The following is a 15,337-nucleotide window of genomic DNA, read 5'->3' on the forward strand; positions in this document are numbered from 1 at the left end:
TGGTTTCGTCTATGTCGCTTTCGTCATGGACCTGTTTTCCCGAATGATTGTTGGATGGCGAGTCGATACGACTTTGCGGACCGATTTGGCGCTGGATGCTCTGGAGCACGCGTTATGGCAAAGGAAGCGAAAAAACAGGAACACCGACCAGTTAATTCATCATTCTGACAAGGGAAGCCAGTATGTCTCCATTGCTTATACAGAGCGTCTGCGTGAAGCTGGAATAGAAGCCTCGGTCGGTTCGACTGGAGATTCTTATGATAATGCCGCAGCAGAAGCGCTGAATAAACTATATAAGAAAGAGGTGGTGTGGCGCGAGGGCCCGTGGACCGGTCGTGATGCTGTGGAATTCGCGACTTTGGAATGGGTGCATTGGTATAACCACACCCGCCCGCATTCGCACTGCGGAGACCTCGCTCCAGCGCAGTTCGAGGAACACTACTACACTGAAACCAGTCGGCCAGTGGTGGCTGACGTACCGCTATGAACTCTCCACCAAACTCGGGGCGATCCAGCGACCATGATCGAGAGCATCTTGATGATCTCGATGTACGGTGCCGGCGAGGCGGGGTCGAACTGTCCGACCTTCGGGTCCTTGGCCTCGTCGTCGTCCTCATCACGCGACAGCGCGAGGAAGCGGCCCATGTAGGTCTGCCAAGGTGTTGCTCTCGACCCGTCTGGACGTTCGAATGCCTCCTGCTTCGCGCCCATGATCCAGCGCTGCGGGGCGGAGTAGAACTCGCGGCCGACCTCGGTGCCGAGCAGGGTGCGCATCGCAGCCTGCGTGTAGTAGATGATGTCGCGGGTGATCTCCGAGCGCCCCCACTGGCGGGATGCTCTGGCGTTGTTGACCAGTCGGCGGACCGTGACCCTGCCGAGTCCGTGGTTATCGCGGTGCGTGACCTGCCAGCGGCCGTTCGGTGCCTTCTCGACGTGTGTGGTCGAATCCGGCCGGTAGAGCGAAGCCGCGACGGCCCGCTGGTTCTCGTCATGGGTGACCGAGGCGGCGACCTTGATGCGGCGGCCGCGAGGGTCATACACCGCGGACATCGTGTTCGGGGACTCAACGGTGATAAGCGGGTCTGGTTCACCGCTGCCGCCGCGAGACACGGCCAGGAACGCCACGCCCTGGATGAAGGAGTCGATGTGAGCGCCGGGGTACTCGCGGTAGAGCTCGTTGGCGTTCCAAATATCGTTGATGCCCAAGCTGTCGGTGTCGATGTTCGGTGCGGTGAACCCTGTGATGTCGAGGCGCTCCTCGAGAGCGTCGACGACGGTGGCCGGCCAGCCGAGAACCGTGCCGATGTTGCCAAGGCCCGGCGGTGTTGAGATGCCAAGGTCCTGAACCGTGCGATGTGCCTCGTAGTACTGGGTGCGTCGCCAGTTGTGCTCACGGTGCGCGTCGATACGGCGAGTAACCTCAGAGAAGTCTTGGAGCTCGTCATGCTGCAGCACGCCCGGAGAGATCAGCTCAGCCATACGCCACCACCCGTCCACCAGATCGTTTGCCTTCAAGTTGTCGTTTGCCACGCACCAGCAGCGCTTCGACCGCCAGCGTCATCGAGATCACCGGGGTGATGTCCTCGTGCTTCTCAATCCGTGACCACGTCCACAGACTGTCCTTACCGCCGCGGGAGGTGACGTTGGCGAACGCATCGAGCACCTCGACCTGCCCGGAGTGGACGATCTGCTTCTCCAACAGGTCGTCATAAAACCGCGCCGCTGCTTGGGCGTAGCGCTTCCACGTCACCAGCCGAGTGCGGACATTCGATCTGCGCAACTGCGGGAGCAGATCCTCGATCACCGACCCAGCTAGGCCGGCGACAGCGACCGGATCCCAATCCCGGCGAAGCTCTCCCAGCCGGTGCGGCATGACCGGCCGTACCCGCCCCGCCGGATCGTCGCGGCTGTCGATGTGCTGCTTGGTACCGGGATGCGGCTCGGGGAGCTGCTGGCACTGACATGGGACGACGTTGATCTTGATGCGGTGCCGGCAGTCATCGAAGTCTCCGGCACACTCACACGCGATGCAGACACCCGTGAGCTGTTCCGGCAGGGACTGCCGAAGACGGATCGGTCCGAACGTGAGCTGTTCCTGCCGGCGTTCACGACCGCCTCGCTGCGGAAGTGGCGCGAGGAAGCCAGCCCGCACACCCAGATCGTGTTCCCGGGGGCGACGGGCAAGTGGCGGGATGGTTCGTCGTTTCGGAAGCATCTGAACGAGGTCGCTGCGCTGGCGGGGCTTGGGCGGGTGAATCCGCACAAGCTGCGTCGTACGGTGGCGACGGCTGTGTATCGGGCGGAGTCGTTGAAGCATGCTGGTGCGCAGCTGGGGCATTCTGAGCTCGGCGTGACGAGCAAGCATCATGTGGCTCGGTCGAACCGGGGGCCGGTTGAGGTTGTTGGGATCCTCGATGAGCTCGTGACAGCGGAGCTGTAACCGTGTCATAAGCGTGTCATTTGCGTGTGCGGAGCCAGGGCGTATCTCTGTGGTTGCCGCGCTCATCAGCGGGTTTGGTGCCCCCAGTCGGACTTGAACCGACGACCAAAGAATTATGAGTTCTCTGCTCTAACCAGCTGAGCTATGGGGGCCAGCATCTGCTGCGGTTCTCATCCGCGCGCTGAAGCCAGCAACAGATTAGCAGAGAAGAACCCTCGCCCTGGCAGCAGAAGCCCCGTCGCCAGCGGGGGGAGGAGAGTTCCGCCACCTGCCCGAATGTCTTTTGACCAGGGACGGCGATCGTCTATGCTGGTGCCATCCTCCTGTTCGGATCGTAGGGGAAGACGTATCCGAAAGCTCAGGAGGCAGAAATGGATATGACTCAGGGCGTACTCTTCGTCCACTCAGCACCTCGTGCGCTGTGCCCTCACATCGAATGGGCCGCGGGCGGGGCAATCGGCGCGCAGGCGGCCTTCGACTGGTCGCCGCAGCCGGCCGCACCCGGCACGTTCCGTGCCGAGATCTGCTGGCGTGCCCCGGCAGGCTCCGGTGCGCGCATCGCCTCAGCGCTGCGCGGCTGGGAGGGCGTGCGCTACGAGGTGACCGAGGAGCCCTCACCCGGTGCCGACGGCGGTCGCTGGAGCCACACACCGCGCCTGGGCATCTACCATGCCGTGACCGACGTGCACGGCAACATCATGGTCTCCGAAGACATCATCCGCTCTGTCATGGAGCGCGCAGCCGGCAATCCCGAGAAGCTTGAATCGCTCATGCAGCGCGCCCTGGGTGAAGCTTGGGACAACGAGCTCGAAGCCTTCCGCTACGCCGGCGACGGCGCTCCGGTGCGCTGGCTGACCACCGCAGTCTGACTCACTGACAAGCGCTGGCATCGCAGCAGCTGTTGCGGGGCACACCTGGCCTTTCGGTGTCTTCCTCCTGCCCGCAGGCTGCCTCTGCGATGCCGGCGCTCTATAGCTCACGCGTCCGTGTCGCGCCGACGCACAGACGAATCAGGGCCTGCAGTCGTGGATGACTGCAGGCCCTGAATCATGCGCAACCGGAGACCGGTCGTAATGCTGTCAGACGGTCTTGATGACGCACACGGCGTTGTGACCGCCGAAGCCGAACGAGTTCGTCAGCGCAGCGAAGTCACCGCTGGGCAGATCCGCCGGAGTGTCGCGGACGACATTGAGCTTGATCTCTGGATCGAGATTCTCGATGTTGATCGTCGGCGGGGCGACACGATGGTGCGTCGCCAGCACAGCGAGGATCGCCTCAACGGCACCAGCGCCACCGAGCAGGTGCCCGGTCATGGACTTCGTGGCAGAGACGAGCGCCTCGGAGACGTTCTCACCCAGCAGCGCGTTGACCGCCAGCGATTCGGGCACGTCACCGACCGGTGTCGAGGTGGCGTGGGCGTTGATGTGCTTGATGTCAGCAACGTCGATGCCGGCATTGTCGACGGCATGCTGCATCGCGTGCAGCGCGTACTTGCCCTCGGGCTCGTTCGCGGTGATGTGGTGCGAGTCGTTCGACACGCCCCAGCCGGCGATCTCAGCGTAGATCTTGGCGCCGCGGGCTTTGGCGCTCTCTTCGCTTTCGAGCACCAGCGCACCAGCTCCCTCGCCCATGACGAACCCGTCGCGGTCCACGTCATAGGGACGCGATGCGGTCTCCGGGGAGTCGTTGCGGCGCGACAGCGCCTGCATGGACGAGAACGCCGACAGGGTGATCGGGTGCACGGCGGACTCCGAACCGCCGGCGATGACGACATCGGCCTTGCCGGAGCGGATGACGTCGACGGCCTGACCGAGGCTCTCGGTCGAGGACGCGCACGCGGAGACGACGGTCTGCACGCCGGCGCGGGCCTTGAGATCCATGCCGATCGCGGCTGCCGGAGCGTTCGGCATGAGCATCGGGACCGTCAGCGGCATGACGCGGCGGGAGCCCTCTTCGCGCAGGGTGTCCCAGGCGTTGAGCAGGGTCCAGACGCCGCCGATGCCGGTGGCCCAGGAGACAGCGAGGCGTTCGGGGTCGACCTCGGGGGTCTGTGCGTCCTCCCACGCCTCGCGGGCGGCGATGAGGGCGAACTGGCTGGAGGGGTCGAGGCGCTTGGCCTGCACGCGCTTGAGGCGCTCCTCGACGACGCTGCGGTCGACAGTGGCAGCGAAGCTGACGGGAATGCCATAGTCCTCAGACCAGGTGTTGTCGAGAGTATGGGCGCCCGAGGTTCCCTTGAGCGCTGCCTGCCAGGTGGCGTCGGCAGACGTGCCGATGGGTGTCACGGCACCGATGCCGGTGACGACAACTGTGGAAGTCATGTGATCAACCTCGTCGAATCGGTTGGGATCCATCACGGGGCGGAGGGGCTGCTGAGGCCGGCCGCCCCGTGATCGGAATTCTTAGGCCTGCTGTGCTTTGCCGATGTAGTCGACAGCGTCCTGCACGGTGACGAGATCCTTGACGTCGTCATCCGGAATCTTCACGCCGAACTTCTTCTCAGCGTTGACGACGATCGTCATCATCGAGATCGAGTCGATGTCGAGGTCGTCGGTGAAGGACTTGCCCGGCTCGACAGCTTCGGTGGCCAGACCGGTCTCTTCGTTCACGATTTCAGCGAGTCCCGAGAGGACATCAGCTTCGCTATGTGCCATTTCTTCCTTCTTTCTCAATGCTTCCCGGCCAGGTTCACCGGCCGGCTGGTGGAACGTGATTCGACGAGTTGTCCCGTCAGAATCCTACGTCATGCGGATCGCGCAGATGCAAGAAGCCAGCCGCCCGGGCAGGTCGTGTCCGGGCGGCGGCGCCCCTGCAGCGCGGGTCATGGGAGGCGCACAACCTGCGCGCCGTAGACGAGTCCGGCGCCGAATCCGATCTGCAGCGACAGCCCCCCGGAGAGCTCCGGATGCTCGCGCAACAGCCGTTCGGTCGCCAGCGGAATCGACGCCGAGGAGGTGTTGCCGTTGTCGGCGATATCGCGTCCGATGATGACCGACTCCGGCAGCTTCAGCTGCTTGGCCAGCTCATCGATGATGCGCATATTCGCCTGGTGGGGGACGAAGGCGGCGAGGTCGTCCGGTCCGACGCCGGCGGCGTCGAGGGCCTGCTGGGCGACCTCGGCCATCTCCCACACTGCCCAGCGGAACACGCTCGGGCCGTCCTGACGCAGGGTCGGCCAGGTGCCGCCGGCGGGGTTCTGCTTGAGATCGAGCAGCGAGTTGGTCATCCGGATGGTCTCCCAGTTCTCACCCTTGGAGCCCCACACGCTCGCGCCGATGCCCGGCTCATCGGAGGCGGACACGACGACCGCGCCCGCGCCGTCGGCGAGGATGAACGAGATCGAGCGGTCGGTCGGATCGATCCAGTCCGAAAGCTTCTCCGCGCCGATGACGAGGACATTGTCCATGACACCCGAGCGCACGAGGCCATCCGCCTGTGCGATGGCGTAGCAGTAGCCGGCGCAGGCAGCGGAGATGTCCCAGGCCGGGATCGGGCCGGTCCCGAGGCGGTCGGTGAGCTGGGCTGCCGCCGAGGGCGTCGGATACGGGAAGGTGACGGTGGCGATGATGATGCCGCCGATGTCGGAGGGCTTGAGCCCGGCATTGGCGATCGCCTCGAGCGCAGCCTCCTCGCTCATCTCGGCGACGCCGACGTCCTCACTGGCGTACCGGCGGGTGATGATGCCGGTGCGCTGGCGGATCCACTCATCGGAGGAGTCGATAGGCTCGACGATGTCGTCATTGCGGACGGTGATCTCGCCGCGGTAGCCGCCGATCCCGGTGATCGTCGAGAACCGGCCGGCCGGTGTGGTCTGCAGTGTCGGTGCTGTCATGGGAACCTCTTCTCTGTCGGCGACAGAATGCCGCTTCAGGATTCTGCAGGGGACTGGCCGGCGTGGGCCGTGACGAAGGCACGTGCCTCGTTGAGGTCGGCCGCCGACTTCAGTGCGAAGGTCTCGACTCCGCGCATTGCCCGCTTGGCCAGGCCCGTGAGCGTACCGCCGGGAACGAGTTCGAGCAGGCCGGTGACACCCATGTCGAGCAGCTGCTGCTGGCACAGGTCCCAGCGCACCGGATTCGTCACCTGGTTGACGAGCAGATCGAGGTACGCGCCGCCGGAGCTCACCGGCTCACCGGTGGCGTTCGTCAGGATCGTCACCTGCGGGTCTGCGGCGGTCAGCTGTGCGGAGAGCTCGCGCAGCAGCTGCTGCGCAGGAGCCATGTACGAGGTGTGGAATGCACCGGCGACCTTGAGCGGGATGACACGGGCGCGCTCGGGCGGATTGGTGACGAGGACGTCGATGTTCTCCAGCGCGCCAGCCGCCACCGTCTGGCTGGCGCCGTTGACATTGGCCGGAGCGAGACCGGCGGACTCGATTGCGGTGAGCACCTCATCCGGATCGCCCCCGACGACGGCGGCCATGCCGGTCGGCACCGCGGCCGAGGCCTCAGCCATGCCGGTGGCGCGGGTCATGACGAACTGCATGGCAGCAGCATCGTCGAGGATCCCGGCGATGTTCGCAGCACCGATCTCGCCCACCGAATGGCCGGCGACCGCATCGGGTGAGGCGTCGAGGTCGGAGAAGAGCTCACGGTAGGCGGCGATCGCCGAGGCGACGAGCAGCGGCTGGGCGATATCGGTGCTCTTGATCGTTTCATCATCGGACTCGGTACCGTGGGTGCGCAGATCGAGGTCTGCGGCGGCGGAGAGCCCATCGAGAGTTGCGGAGAACGTGGGGAGTTCGAGCCAGGAGGAGAGGAATCCGGACTTTTGGGCACCCTGGCCCGGGCAGGCGATCACTAGCACTAGGTCGTTTCCAATCAGTCGAGGTCGTGTTTCAACTTACGTCACTGTGGTGGTTCGTCACGTGCTTTTGTGCAGCGTCGACAATTGCCCGACTTCTGACAGTTGGCCGTACACCAACGCGATTCGGATGACGAAACTCGAGCGCGCCTCGGTCGGATCGATGCCGATGAGGTCGGTGATCTTGCGCAGCCGGTAGCGCACCGTGTTCGGGTGCACGTGCAGCGAGCGGGCGGTGTTCTCCAGCGATCCGCCGAACTCGACATAGGCTGCGACGGTGTCGAGCAGCTGTCCGCTGCCGGCGCTCAGCGGCTCGAAATAGCGGGTGATGAGCTCGCGAACAGCGCTGGCATCACCGGCGATCGCGCGTTCGGGCAGCAGATCGCGGGCATGCACCGGCCGGCTGACGATCGGCCGGGCGGACGCGGTGCGCATCGCCCAGCTGGCGGCCGCTGCCGAGGTGGCGGCTTCGGCCAGCGAGCTGACCTCCGGTCCGATGACGACCTCGGAGGGACCGAAGAAGTTCGACAGGGCATTGGCGGCCTGGTCGATGTCCTCGACGCCGCCGATGACGATGAGCAGCCGGTCGTCGTGCACCCCGACGAGCGCATCCTCCGCCCACTTCTGCGCGGCGGTGCGGATCTCGTCGATGCTCTTGTGGGCGGTGCGCTGCGGGGCCCGGCCGACGAGCACATAGACGGAGCCTTCGGTGCGCCAGCCGAAGGCGGCGGTGCGGCTGGCGAGTTCGTCGACGGAGTCCCCGCGCACGAGTGCGTCGACGACCATCGCCTCGAGCCGGGCGTCCCAAGATCCGCGCGCCTCGGCGGCACGAGCGTAGATATCGGCAGCGGCGAAGGCGATCTCCCGGGAGTACACGAGCACCGCCTCGCGCAGCTGGCCCTGCTCATTGGGGCGGGCGAGATCTGCGACGCGCTCTTCGACGACTTCGACGACGACGCGCAGCAGCTGCAGCGTCTGCTGCAGGGACACGGAGCGGACGAGCTCGCGCGGAGCGGACTGGAAGATGTCCTGCACGACCCGCAGCTGCGCATCCGGGTCGCGGTACCAGTCGATGAAGGAGGCGATGCCGGAGTTCGCGAGCACCACGACCCAGCCGCGGTCGGCCGCGCTCATCTTGCGGTACCACGGGAGGCGGGCCTCCAGCCGCTGCAGGGTCAGCTTGTGCAGCAGCGCCTGACCGGCCTTGAGCCGCCGGGTCGTCTCGGCGCGGGCGCGCACATGGGCGGCCGCATCATCGGAGCGAACGGACATGGAGACCACTCTACCCGAACGGGCACAATGAGATTGTGCATTCACAACAAAAGCGGGAGGGGTGTGTCCCTCCCGCTTCTGCTGCGGATGCTCAGCGCGGCTGAGCTCTGCCCGCGTGCGCTCTGCTCACCTGAGACTCACACTCAGGCGCCGGCACCCTCCGTCGAACCGGTGGCACCGGCCCGCGGATCGTCGAGCTGGTACTTCTTCGCCGCCTCGGCGGCCAGCTTCGGATCGACGATGCCGAGATCACCGAGGCTGATGAGCGACTGCACGACCACCGACGGGGCGTCGATGAGGAAGTGGCGGCGGGCCGCCGGACGCGTATCGGAGATCGCGTAGCCGTCAGCACCGAGCGAGGTGAAATGGCCCGGCACATACTGGCGGATCATGTCCGGCACGCTGCGGGTGTAGTCGCTCGTGGCGATGACCGGTCCCTCGGTGTCGGCCAGCTGCTGCGTCAGGAACGGGACCCGCGCCTCGGCGTCGGGGGCCAGCAGACGGTCGTCGTCGCAGGCCAGGCCATCGCGGCGGAGCTCCTGCCACGAGGTCACCGACCACACATCGGCCGAGACGTTCCAGTCCTTCTCCAGCAGCTCCTGGGCTTCGAGGATCCACGGCACGGCGACGCCGGAGGCGAGCAGCTGCACCTTGGGTCCGTCGAGCTGCGGGCCGTCCTTGAGCTTGTAGATGCCCTTGAGCAGACCGTCGACGTCGAGGCCCTCCGGCTCAGCCGGCTGGAGCATCGGCTCGTTGTACATCGTGATGTAGTACATGACGTTCGGATCGCGGCCGTCGTCCTCGCCGTACATCCGGTGCAGGCCGTCGCGGACGATATGAGCGATCTCGTAGGCGTAGGCCGGGTCATAGGAGATGATCGACGGGTACGTCGACGACAGCACATGCGAGTGTCCGTCGCCGTGCTGCAGACCCTCAGCCACCAGGGTGGTGCGTCCAGCGGTGGCGCCGAGGATGAATCCGCGGGCCATCTGGTCGCAGGCGGCCCAGAAGGCGTCGCCGGAGCGCTGGAAACCGAACATCGAGTAGAAGATGTAGAACGGGATCATCGGCTCGCCGTGGGCGGCATAGGAAGTGCCGACAGCGGTGAGGGCAGCGGTCGAGCCGTCCTCGTTGATGCCCATGTGCATGAGCTGACCGTCGGTGGCCTCCTTGTAGGCCAGGAACAGATCCCGGTCGACGGAGACGTAGTTCTGCCCGTGCGGGTTGTAGATCTTGGCCGTCGGGAAGAACGAGTCCATGCCGAAGGTGCGGGCCTCATCGGGGATGATCGGCACGACGCGCTTGCCGAACTCCTTATCGCGCATGAGGTCCTTGAGGATCCGCACGAAGGCCATGGTCGTGGCGATCTGCTGCTTGCCGGAGCCCTTGCGGCCGATGTCGAAGAGCTTGTCCTCCGGCAGCTTGATCTCGACCTTGCGGTCACGGCGCTCGGGGCTGAAGCCGCCGAGCTGACGGCGCCGCTCGAGCATGTACTTGATCTCCGGGGCGTCGGGGCCCGGGTGGTAGTACGGCGGCAGCTCCGGGTTCTCCTCCAGCTCCTTGTCCGAGATCGGGATGGAGAAGTGGTCGCGGGCCATCTTGAGGTCCTCCAGGCCCATCTTCTTCATCTGGTGGGTCGCGTTGCGGGCCTCGAAGTGCGGTCCGAGCGAGTAGCCCTTGATGGTCTTGACGAGGATCGCGGTCGGCTGACCGGTGTGCTCGACGGCGGCCTTGTAGGCGGCGTAGACCTTGCGGTAGTCGTGGCCGCCGCGCTTGAGCTGCCAGATCTGCTCATCGGTGTAGTCCTCGACGAGCGCCTTGGTGCGCGGATCGCGGCCGAAGAAGTTGTCGCGGACGAAGCCGCCGTCCTCACCCTTGTAGGTCTGGTAGTCGCCGTCCGGGGTGTTGTTCATGAGGTTGACGAGCGCGCCGTCGCGGTCGCGGGCGAGCAGGGCATCCCATTCGCGGCCCCAGATGACCTTGATGACGTTCCAGCCGGCGCCGCGGAAGAACGACTCAAGCTCCTGGATGATCTTGCCGTTGCCGCGCACCGGGCCGTCGAGGCGCTGCAGGTTGCAGTTGACGACGAAGGTGAGGTTGTCGAGCTCCTCGTATGCGGCGTACTGGAGCATGCCGCGGCTTTCGGGCTCGTCCATCTCGCCGTCGCCCAGGAAGGCCCACACGCGCTGCTCGGAGGTGTCCTTGATGCCGCGGTTGTGCAGGTATTTGTTGAACTGGGCCTGTGCGATCGCGTTCATCGGGCCCAGGCCCATCGACACGGTCGGGTGCTCCCAGAAGTCCGGCATCTGGTGCGGGTGCGGGTAGGACGGCAGACCGGAGGGCTCGCCGTCGATCCAGTGCGAGGCCTGCTGGCGGAAGCCGTCGAGCTCGTCGGCGCTCAGGCGGCCTTCGAGGAAGGCACGGGCGTACATACCCGGCGAGGCGTGGCCCTGGTAGAAGACGTGGTCGCCGCCGCCGGGGTGATCCTTGCCGCGGAAGAAATGGTTCTGGCCGACCTCGTAGAGGGTCGCGGCCGAGGCGTATGTGGAGATGTGTCCGCCGACCTCGATGCCGGGGCGCTGGGCGCGGTGGACCATGACAGCGGCATTCCAGCGGATCCAGCGGCGAAAGCGGCGCTCGAGCTCCTCATCGCCGGGGAACCAGGGCTCGTCCTCGGGTGCGATCGAGTTGATGTAGTCCGTTGCCGTGAGGCTGGGGACGCCGAGGCTCTGCTCGCGGGCCCGCTGGATGAGGCTGAGCATGATGTAGCGGGCGCGGGAGCGCCCACCGGCATCGACGAGAGCATCAAGGGAGTCGAGCCATTCCTGGGTTTCCTCCGGATCGATGTCCGGGACCTGGCTGGGCAGGCCGTTGAGGATGATTCCTCGCTTCTGATTGGCCACTGTGCATGTCCTCTCGTAGGGACGGACTCACCGTCTGGCGGACGGCGGGCGCGAGGCATACAGCGGTGGTGGCCGCAGCAGCATCCCGCCCTTGGGGTTCTTCGATACCAGCCTATGCCACTTTCCGCCCGGGTGAAGAATGCCGCTCATCACAGCCCAGGGTGCGATTCCGGATGCCGGAACGCGCAGCTGCCAGGGCCCGCACACCTCGGCGCAGGCGGCCGCACACCTCGGCAATCACGCTGGAACACCACGGCGTCCGGCATTGGTGAGCGGCAGACCGGCCCGGTCAGTTGCCCAGGGCAGTGAAGCGGGCAACAATATGGCTATGAGCACAACTCCTTCTGAAAGGACCCTTCCTCAGGACGCGGCTGCCGAGAGCAGCACTGCGAATGCCCTCGGCCTCACCCCTGGAAAGTACGTCCAGGAGATCGGCTACGACGACGATGTGGACTTCGATCTGCGCGATGCGATCGAGGCGGTGATCGGGGAGGAGATGGCAGACGAAGACGTCGACGATGTGTTCGATGTCATCGTCATGTGGTGGCGTTCGGACGATCCGGACCTCATCGACGGCATCGTCGACGCCCAGACCACGCTGACCGACGGCGGCATCATCTGGCTGCTGACCCCCAAGGCCAAGCGCGAAGGCCATATCGCCCCCGGTGACATCACCAATGCCGCCCCCACCGCCGGCATGCACATGACCAAGACCATCAGTGCAGCCCCGGACTGGTCGGGATTCCGGCTCGAAGCCAAGAAGAACTTCAGCTGAGTGCTCCGGCACCCGCTGTCCGCCCGCGCAGAGCAGCCGCCCTGTGCGGGCGTTTCACCATCTGCCCCATGGCGAGAACACCTGCCCCACTGTGAGTAAGGAGTGATGGAGAGTGGCGACGCTTTTCACCAAGATCATCAACGGAGAGATCCCCGGCGCCATTGTGTACGAAGACGACAGCTGCGTCGCCTTCCTCGACGCGCTGCCGCTGACCGAGGGCCATACGCTCGTCGTCCCGCGCGAGGAGATCGACCACTGGCTCGATGTGCCGGCGGAGCTGCTGAGCCACCTCATGGACGTGGCGCAGCGCATCGGCACCGCGCAGCAGCAGGTCTTCGACTGTGAGCGGATCGGTGTGCTCATCCAGGGCTACGAGGTCCCGCACACCCATGTGCACGTGTGGCCGACGAACTCGGTGGCCGATTTCGACGCCCGCCAGCGCGCCGCTGAGCTGCAGGGCCCGGAAACACTTGAGCCGGTGGCCCAGCGGATCAGAGAAGCACTCTGATTCTCACCGGGCCACCGGCCCATCTGGTCGGGATAGCGGGATTCGAACCCACGACCTCCTCGTCCCGAACGAGGCGCGCTACCAAGCTGCGCCATATCCCGTCAGCGGAGACAACTATACCCCGAGACCAGCCGACGTCAAAAACCGCCTGCCGCGGAGTCGGGAAAGAGGCCTGAATGGCGCTGTCGCAACAGGCGATCATCGACACATCCCTGCGGATCCTCTCGCAGTTCGGCATGGGCGATCTGTCGATGCGCCGCCTCGCCCGCGAGCTCGACGTCCAGCCCTCGGCGCTGTACTGGCATGTGAAGAACAAGCAGGAGCTCTTCGTGCTGCTGGCCCGCCGGATGCTCGCCGCCGCCGTCGCCGCGGCGGAGGGCAGCGGGGCCGCGGATCTCGCCTGGGCGCTGCGCAGTGTGCTGCTGCGCTACCGTGACGGCGCCGAGATCTACGCCCTCGGCCTGGCCTTCGACGGCGAAGAGCTCATCCCCGAGGCGTTCCGCACGAGCGGGGGAGAGACCCTCATGGACTTCATCGTCGGCGCGCTCATCCTCGAACAGCACCGGATGGACTTCGAACGCCCCGACCCGAGCGCCGGTGCGCGCTTCGCTGCGGGCGTGTCGCGGCTGATATCCTGACCGGCAGGAGGGGTGGCGATGACAGGACTCAACAGCCGGCGCGAACGCGGCGAACTCGAAGCTGAGGTCATGGAGATCCTCTGGGATGCCGAGGAGCAGCTGAGCGTCAACGAGGTCAGCGACCGGTTCGCCGGGCGCCGGCCGAACTACTCGACGATCATGACGACGCTCGAACGCCTCGAGCGCAAGGACATGGTTGTGCGCTCTGATCCCTCACCGCGCAAGATCCGCTTCGCCGCCGCACAGAGCCGCGATGCCTACGCCAGCGACCGGATGGTGAGCGTGCTCTCCTCATCCGGCGACCGCAGGGCCACCCTCATGGCCTTCGCCGGCCACCTGAGCGAGACCGACCTCGATGTTCTGCGCTCCTCGCTGCAGCAGGCGCAGACCCGGCACGCCCGCAAGGATGCCGCCCGCGCCGCTGCCCGGAAGCGAGACCGCAGGCGCAGCTGAGCAATGCTCACCGTCGTCATCGTCAGCGCCGCCCTCACCGCTGCGATCCTGCTGACCGCCCCGCGCCTGCTGGCACCCGGGGCCTGGGCGCTGCGCCGTCCGGCGGCCGCGCTGCGGGTGTGGATGCTCTCGCTCCTCGCCGTCATCTGTGGGCTGCTCACAACAGTGCTGAGCGGCACCCTGCTCATCGTCACCGCCGTCGCCGGCTATCTGCGTCCGGCGCATCTGCTCATCCCGGTGGCCGTCAGCGTGCTCATGAGCGCAGCCGCTGCCGTGTGGATCCGCCTCAAACACTGCCACCTCGCGCGCGTGCGCTCGGTCCATAAGGCCGTTGCCGCGCTGGAGCCGCACATCATCTCCCGCAGCCAGCGCGATGCCTTCGTGCTCGCGCGCGTCGAATCGCCGGAGGTGTTCTCCTATGCCGTCGATCGCGCCCCGGCCGAGGCGGGGGTTGGGGCCCGGCCGCTCGTCATCGTCTCGACGGGCATGCAGCAGCTGCTGAGCGCCGCCCAGCTGCAGACGATCGTCGCCCACGAGTACGCCCATGTGCGCAGCCGCCACGAACTGCTGCTGCGCATCGCCGCGCTCACGGAGGCGATGTCGCCCCGGTGGCTGGCCTATGGGCAGGCGCTGCAGCGCTCGATCACCCTGCTCGTCGAACTCGCCGCCGATGACAGCGCCGCCGCCCGTGCCGGTGCCGTGCATCTGGCTAACGCCCTGGCCGCTGTCTCCCAGCAGACCGGGGATCCGTCGCTGGACCTGCGGGCTGAGCGCCTGACCCTGGGAGAGTGGACGCTCACCCACCGGCTGCAGGTGCCGGCGGACTTCCGCGTCGCCTAAGCTGAGCCCACCAGTGGTCACAGCGCACAGAAACGGACGACAGCGCATGAAGAAGCTCAGCACTCTTCCTCCCTTCGATGAGGAGCACCGGCGCCGGATGCGCCAGCTGCTCGACGACCACGCCGCCGCCTGCTCCGGCTCCGCACTCGTCGGCTACACAGTCATCGACTCACCCATCGGCAGGCTGCTGCTGGCAGCCACCGAGCTCGGGCTCGTGCGCGTGGCCTTCGAAAGCGAAGGAATCGACGCTGTGCTGGCCGAACTGGCCGCCCAGATCACCCCGCAGGTCGTCGAAGCGCCGGAACAGCTGCAGCCGTTCGCCGCGCAGATCGACGAGTACTTCGCCGGTCAGCGCCGCGACTTCGACCTACCACTCGACTGGCGCCTGGCGACAGGCTTCCGCGGCCAGGTGCAGCGGCACCTGATGACGATCCCGTTCGGCTCCACCCAGAGCTACAGCGAGATCGCAACAGCCCTCGGCCGGCCGAACGCTGTGCGGGCAGTCGGCTCCGGGTGCGCACAGAACCCGATCCCGTTCATCGTGCCCTGCCACCGAGTGCTGCGCGCCGATGGCAGCCTGGGCGGCTACCGCGGAGGACTGGAAGCCAAGGAGCTGCTCCTGGAGCTCGAAGCCGCTGAACGCTGAGCCGGCTGCGCACAGCAGGTGTGCGAGGCCACCGGCTGCGTCATCGGCGCTGAGAGGCG

The 15,337-nt window shown here is 66.2% G+C and carries 17 protein-coding genes and 2 tRNA genes; 9 read left to right on the forward strand and 10 right to left on the reverse strand.

Annotated elements, in window-relative coordinates:
* Nucleotides 1-487, forward strand: a 487-nt coding sequence (locus ACFFN1_RS01400) for an IS3 family transposase (protein WP_376837900.1), incomplete at its 5' end; no start/stop codon positions are given.
* On the opposite strand, the gene ACFFN1_RS01405 is transcribed toward ACFFN1_RS01400, so the two are convergent.
* Together ACFFN1_RS01405 and ACFFN1_RS01410 are read right to left on the reverse strand one after the other, a co-directional pair.
* Nucleotides 442-1,479, reverse strand: coding sequence for a phage portal protein (locus ACFFN1_RS01405; protein WP_376837902.1), 1,038 nt, complete (start codon nucleotides 1,477-1,479; stop codon nucleotides 442-444). The genes ACFFN1_RS01400 and ACFFN1_RS01405 overlap by 46 nt on opposite strands.
* A complete protein-coding gene (locus tag ACFFN1_RS01410) occupies nucleotides 1,472-1,804 on the reverse strand; it encodes a hypothetical protein (RefSeq protein ID WP_376837905.1) in 333 nt (110 codons plus the stop codon). Before ACFFN1_RS01410 ends, ACFFN1_RS01405 begins: the two co-directional genes overlap by 8 nt.
* 60 nt (nucleotides 1,805-1,864) lie before the next feature.
* On the opposite strand from ACFFN1_RS01410, the gene ACFFN1_RS01415 reads away from it, so the two are divergent.
* On the forward strand, nucleotides 1,865-2,440 hold the full coding sequence (locus tag ACFFN1_RS01415; RefSeq protein WP_376837907.1) for a tyrosine-type recombinase/integrase: 576 nt from the start codon (nucleotides 1,865-1,867) through the stop codon (nucleotides 2,438-2,440).
* Between the two features lie 75 nt (nucleotides 2,441-2,515).
* Here ACFFN1_RS01415 and ACFFN1_RS01420 read toward each other — a convergent pair.
* Nucleotides 2,516-2,592 (reverse strand) — tRNA-Ile (locus tag ACFFN1_RS01420).
* A gap of 225 nt (nucleotides 2,593-2,817) precedes the next feature.
* Between ACFFN1_RS01420 and ACFFN1_RS01425 the strand changes: the two genes are divergently transcribed.
* On the forward strand, nucleotides 2,818-3,309 hold the full coding sequence (locus ACFFN1_RS01425) for a DUF3145 domain-containing protein (RefSeq protein ID WP_102160700.1): 492 nt from the start codon (nucleotides 2,818-2,820) through the stop codon (nucleotides 3,307-3,309).
* Nucleotides 3,310-3,519: 210 nt separating this feature from the next.
* On the opposite strand, the gene ACFFN1_RS01430 is transcribed toward ACFFN1_RS01425, so the two are convergent.
* The 6 genes from ACFFN1_RS01430 to aceE all read right to left on the reverse strand — a co-directional run bounded on the left by ACFFN1_RS01430 (nucleotide 3,520) and on the right by aceE (nucleotide 11,418).
* Nucleotides 3,520-4,761, reverse strand: coding sequence for a beta-ketoacyl-[acyl-carrier-protein] synthase family protein (locus ACFFN1_RS01430; protein WP_376837909.1), 1,242 nt, complete (start codon nucleotides 4,759-4,761; stop codon nucleotides 3,520-3,522).
* 81 nt (nucleotides 4,762-4,842) lie between these two features.
* The gene (locus ACFFN1_RS01435; RefSeq protein WP_376837911.1) at nucleotides 4,843-5,094 is read right to left on the reverse strand and encodes an acyl carrier protein; all 252 of its coding nucleotides are present in this window, start codon (nucleotides 5,092-5,094) and stop codon (nucleotides 4,843-4,845) included.
* A gap of 167 nt (nucleotides 5,095-5,261) precedes the next feature.
* Complete coding sequence (locus ACFFN1_RS01440) at nucleotides 5,262-6,272, reverse strand: beta-ketoacyl-ACP synthase III (protein WP_376837913.1); 1,011 nt, start codon at nucleotides 6,270-6,272, stop codon at nucleotides 5,262-5,264.
* 35 nt (nucleotides 6,273-6,307) lie between these two features.
* Nucleotides 6,308-7,246: an ACP S-malonyltransferase gene (locus tag ACFFN1_RS01445; protein ID WP_376837914.1), complete on the reverse strand. Its 939-nt coding sequence runs from the start codon at nucleotides 7,244-7,246 to the stop codon at nucleotides 6,308-6,310.
* A gap of 57 nt (nucleotides 7,247-7,303) precedes the next feature.
* On the reverse strand, nucleotides 7,304-8,515 hold the full coding sequence (locus tag ACFFN1_RS01450) for a PucR family transcriptional regulator (RefSeq protein WP_376837916.1): 1,212 nt from the start codon (nucleotides 8,513-8,515) through the stop codon (nucleotides 7,304-7,306).
* Nucleotides 8,516-8,658: 143 nt separating this feature from the next.
* On the reverse strand, nucleotides 8,659-11,418 hold the full coding sequence (gene aceE / locus ACFFN1_RS01455) for a pyruvate dehydrogenase (acetyl-transferring), homodimeric type (protein WP_376837918.1): 2,760 nt from the start codon (nucleotides 11,416-11,418) through the stop codon (nucleotides 8,659-8,661).
* A gap of 328 nt (nucleotides 11,419-11,746) precedes the next feature.
* Between aceE and ACFFN1_RS01460 the strand changes: the two genes are divergently transcribed.
* Together ACFFN1_RS01460 and ACFFN1_RS01465 are read left to right on the forward strand one after the other, a co-directional pair.
* Nucleotides 11,747-12,193 (forward strand): DUF3052 domain-containing protein, encoded by a 447-nt coding sequence (locus tag ACFFN1_RS01460; RefSeq protein WP_376837920.1) that lies wholly within the window; start codon nucleotides 11,747-11,749, stop codon nucleotides 12,191-12,193.
* Nucleotides 12,194-12,305: 112 nt separating this feature from the next.
* Complete coding sequence (locus ACFFN1_RS01465; RefSeq protein ID WP_376837922.1) at nucleotides 12,306-12,701, forward strand: HIT family protein; 396 nt, start codon at nucleotides 12,306-12,308, stop codon at nucleotides 12,699-12,701.
* A gap of 24 nt (nucleotides 12,702-12,725) precedes the next feature.
* Here the strand turns inward: ACFFN1_RS01465 and ACFFN1_RS01470 are convergent.
* A tRNA-Pro gene (locus ACFFN1_RS01470) sits at nucleotides 12,726-12,802 on the reverse strand.
* A 75-nt stretch (nucleotides 12,803-12,877) separates the two neighbouring features.
* Between ACFFN1_RS01470 and ACFFN1_RS01475 the strand changes: the two genes are divergently transcribed.
* From ACFFN1_RS01475 to ACFFN1_RS01490, 4 genes are read left to right on the forward strand one after another with little or no spacing between them, the layout of a single operon-like run.
* Nucleotides 12,878-13,339 (forward strand): TetR family transcriptional regulator, encoded by a 462-nt coding sequence (locus ACFFN1_RS01475; RefSeq protein ID WP_376837924.1) that lies wholly within the window; start codon nucleotides 12,878-12,880, stop codon nucleotides 13,337-13,339.
* A gap of 18 nt (nucleotides 13,340-13,357) precedes the next feature.
* Entirely contained in the window at nucleotides 13,358-13,792 is a 435-nt protein-coding gene (locus ACFFN1_RS01480) for a BlaI/MecI/CopY family transcriptional regulator (RefSeq protein WP_376837925.1), read from the forward strand.
* A gap of 3 nt (nucleotides 13,793-13,795) precedes the next feature.
* Nucleotides 13,796-14,632 (forward strand): M48 family metalloprotease, encoded by an 837-nt coding sequence (locus ACFFN1_RS01485; RefSeq protein ID WP_376837927.1) that lies wholly within the window; start codon nucleotides 13,796-13,798, stop codon nucleotides 14,630-14,632.
* A gap of 46 nt (nucleotides 14,633-14,678) precedes the next feature.
* Entirely contained in the window at nucleotides 14,679-15,278 is a 600-nt protein-coding gene (locus tag ACFFN1_RS01490; RefSeq protein ID WP_376837930.1) for a methylated-DNA--[protein]-cysteine S-methyltransferase, read from the forward strand.
* Nucleotides 15,279-15,337 lie beyond the last annotated feature (59 nt).

It is taken from the genome of Brevibacterium otitidis, assembly GCF_042429315.1.
Lineage (GTDB): Bacteria > Actinomycetota > Actinomycetes > Actinomycetales > Brevibacteriaceae > Brevibacterium > Brevibacterium otitidis.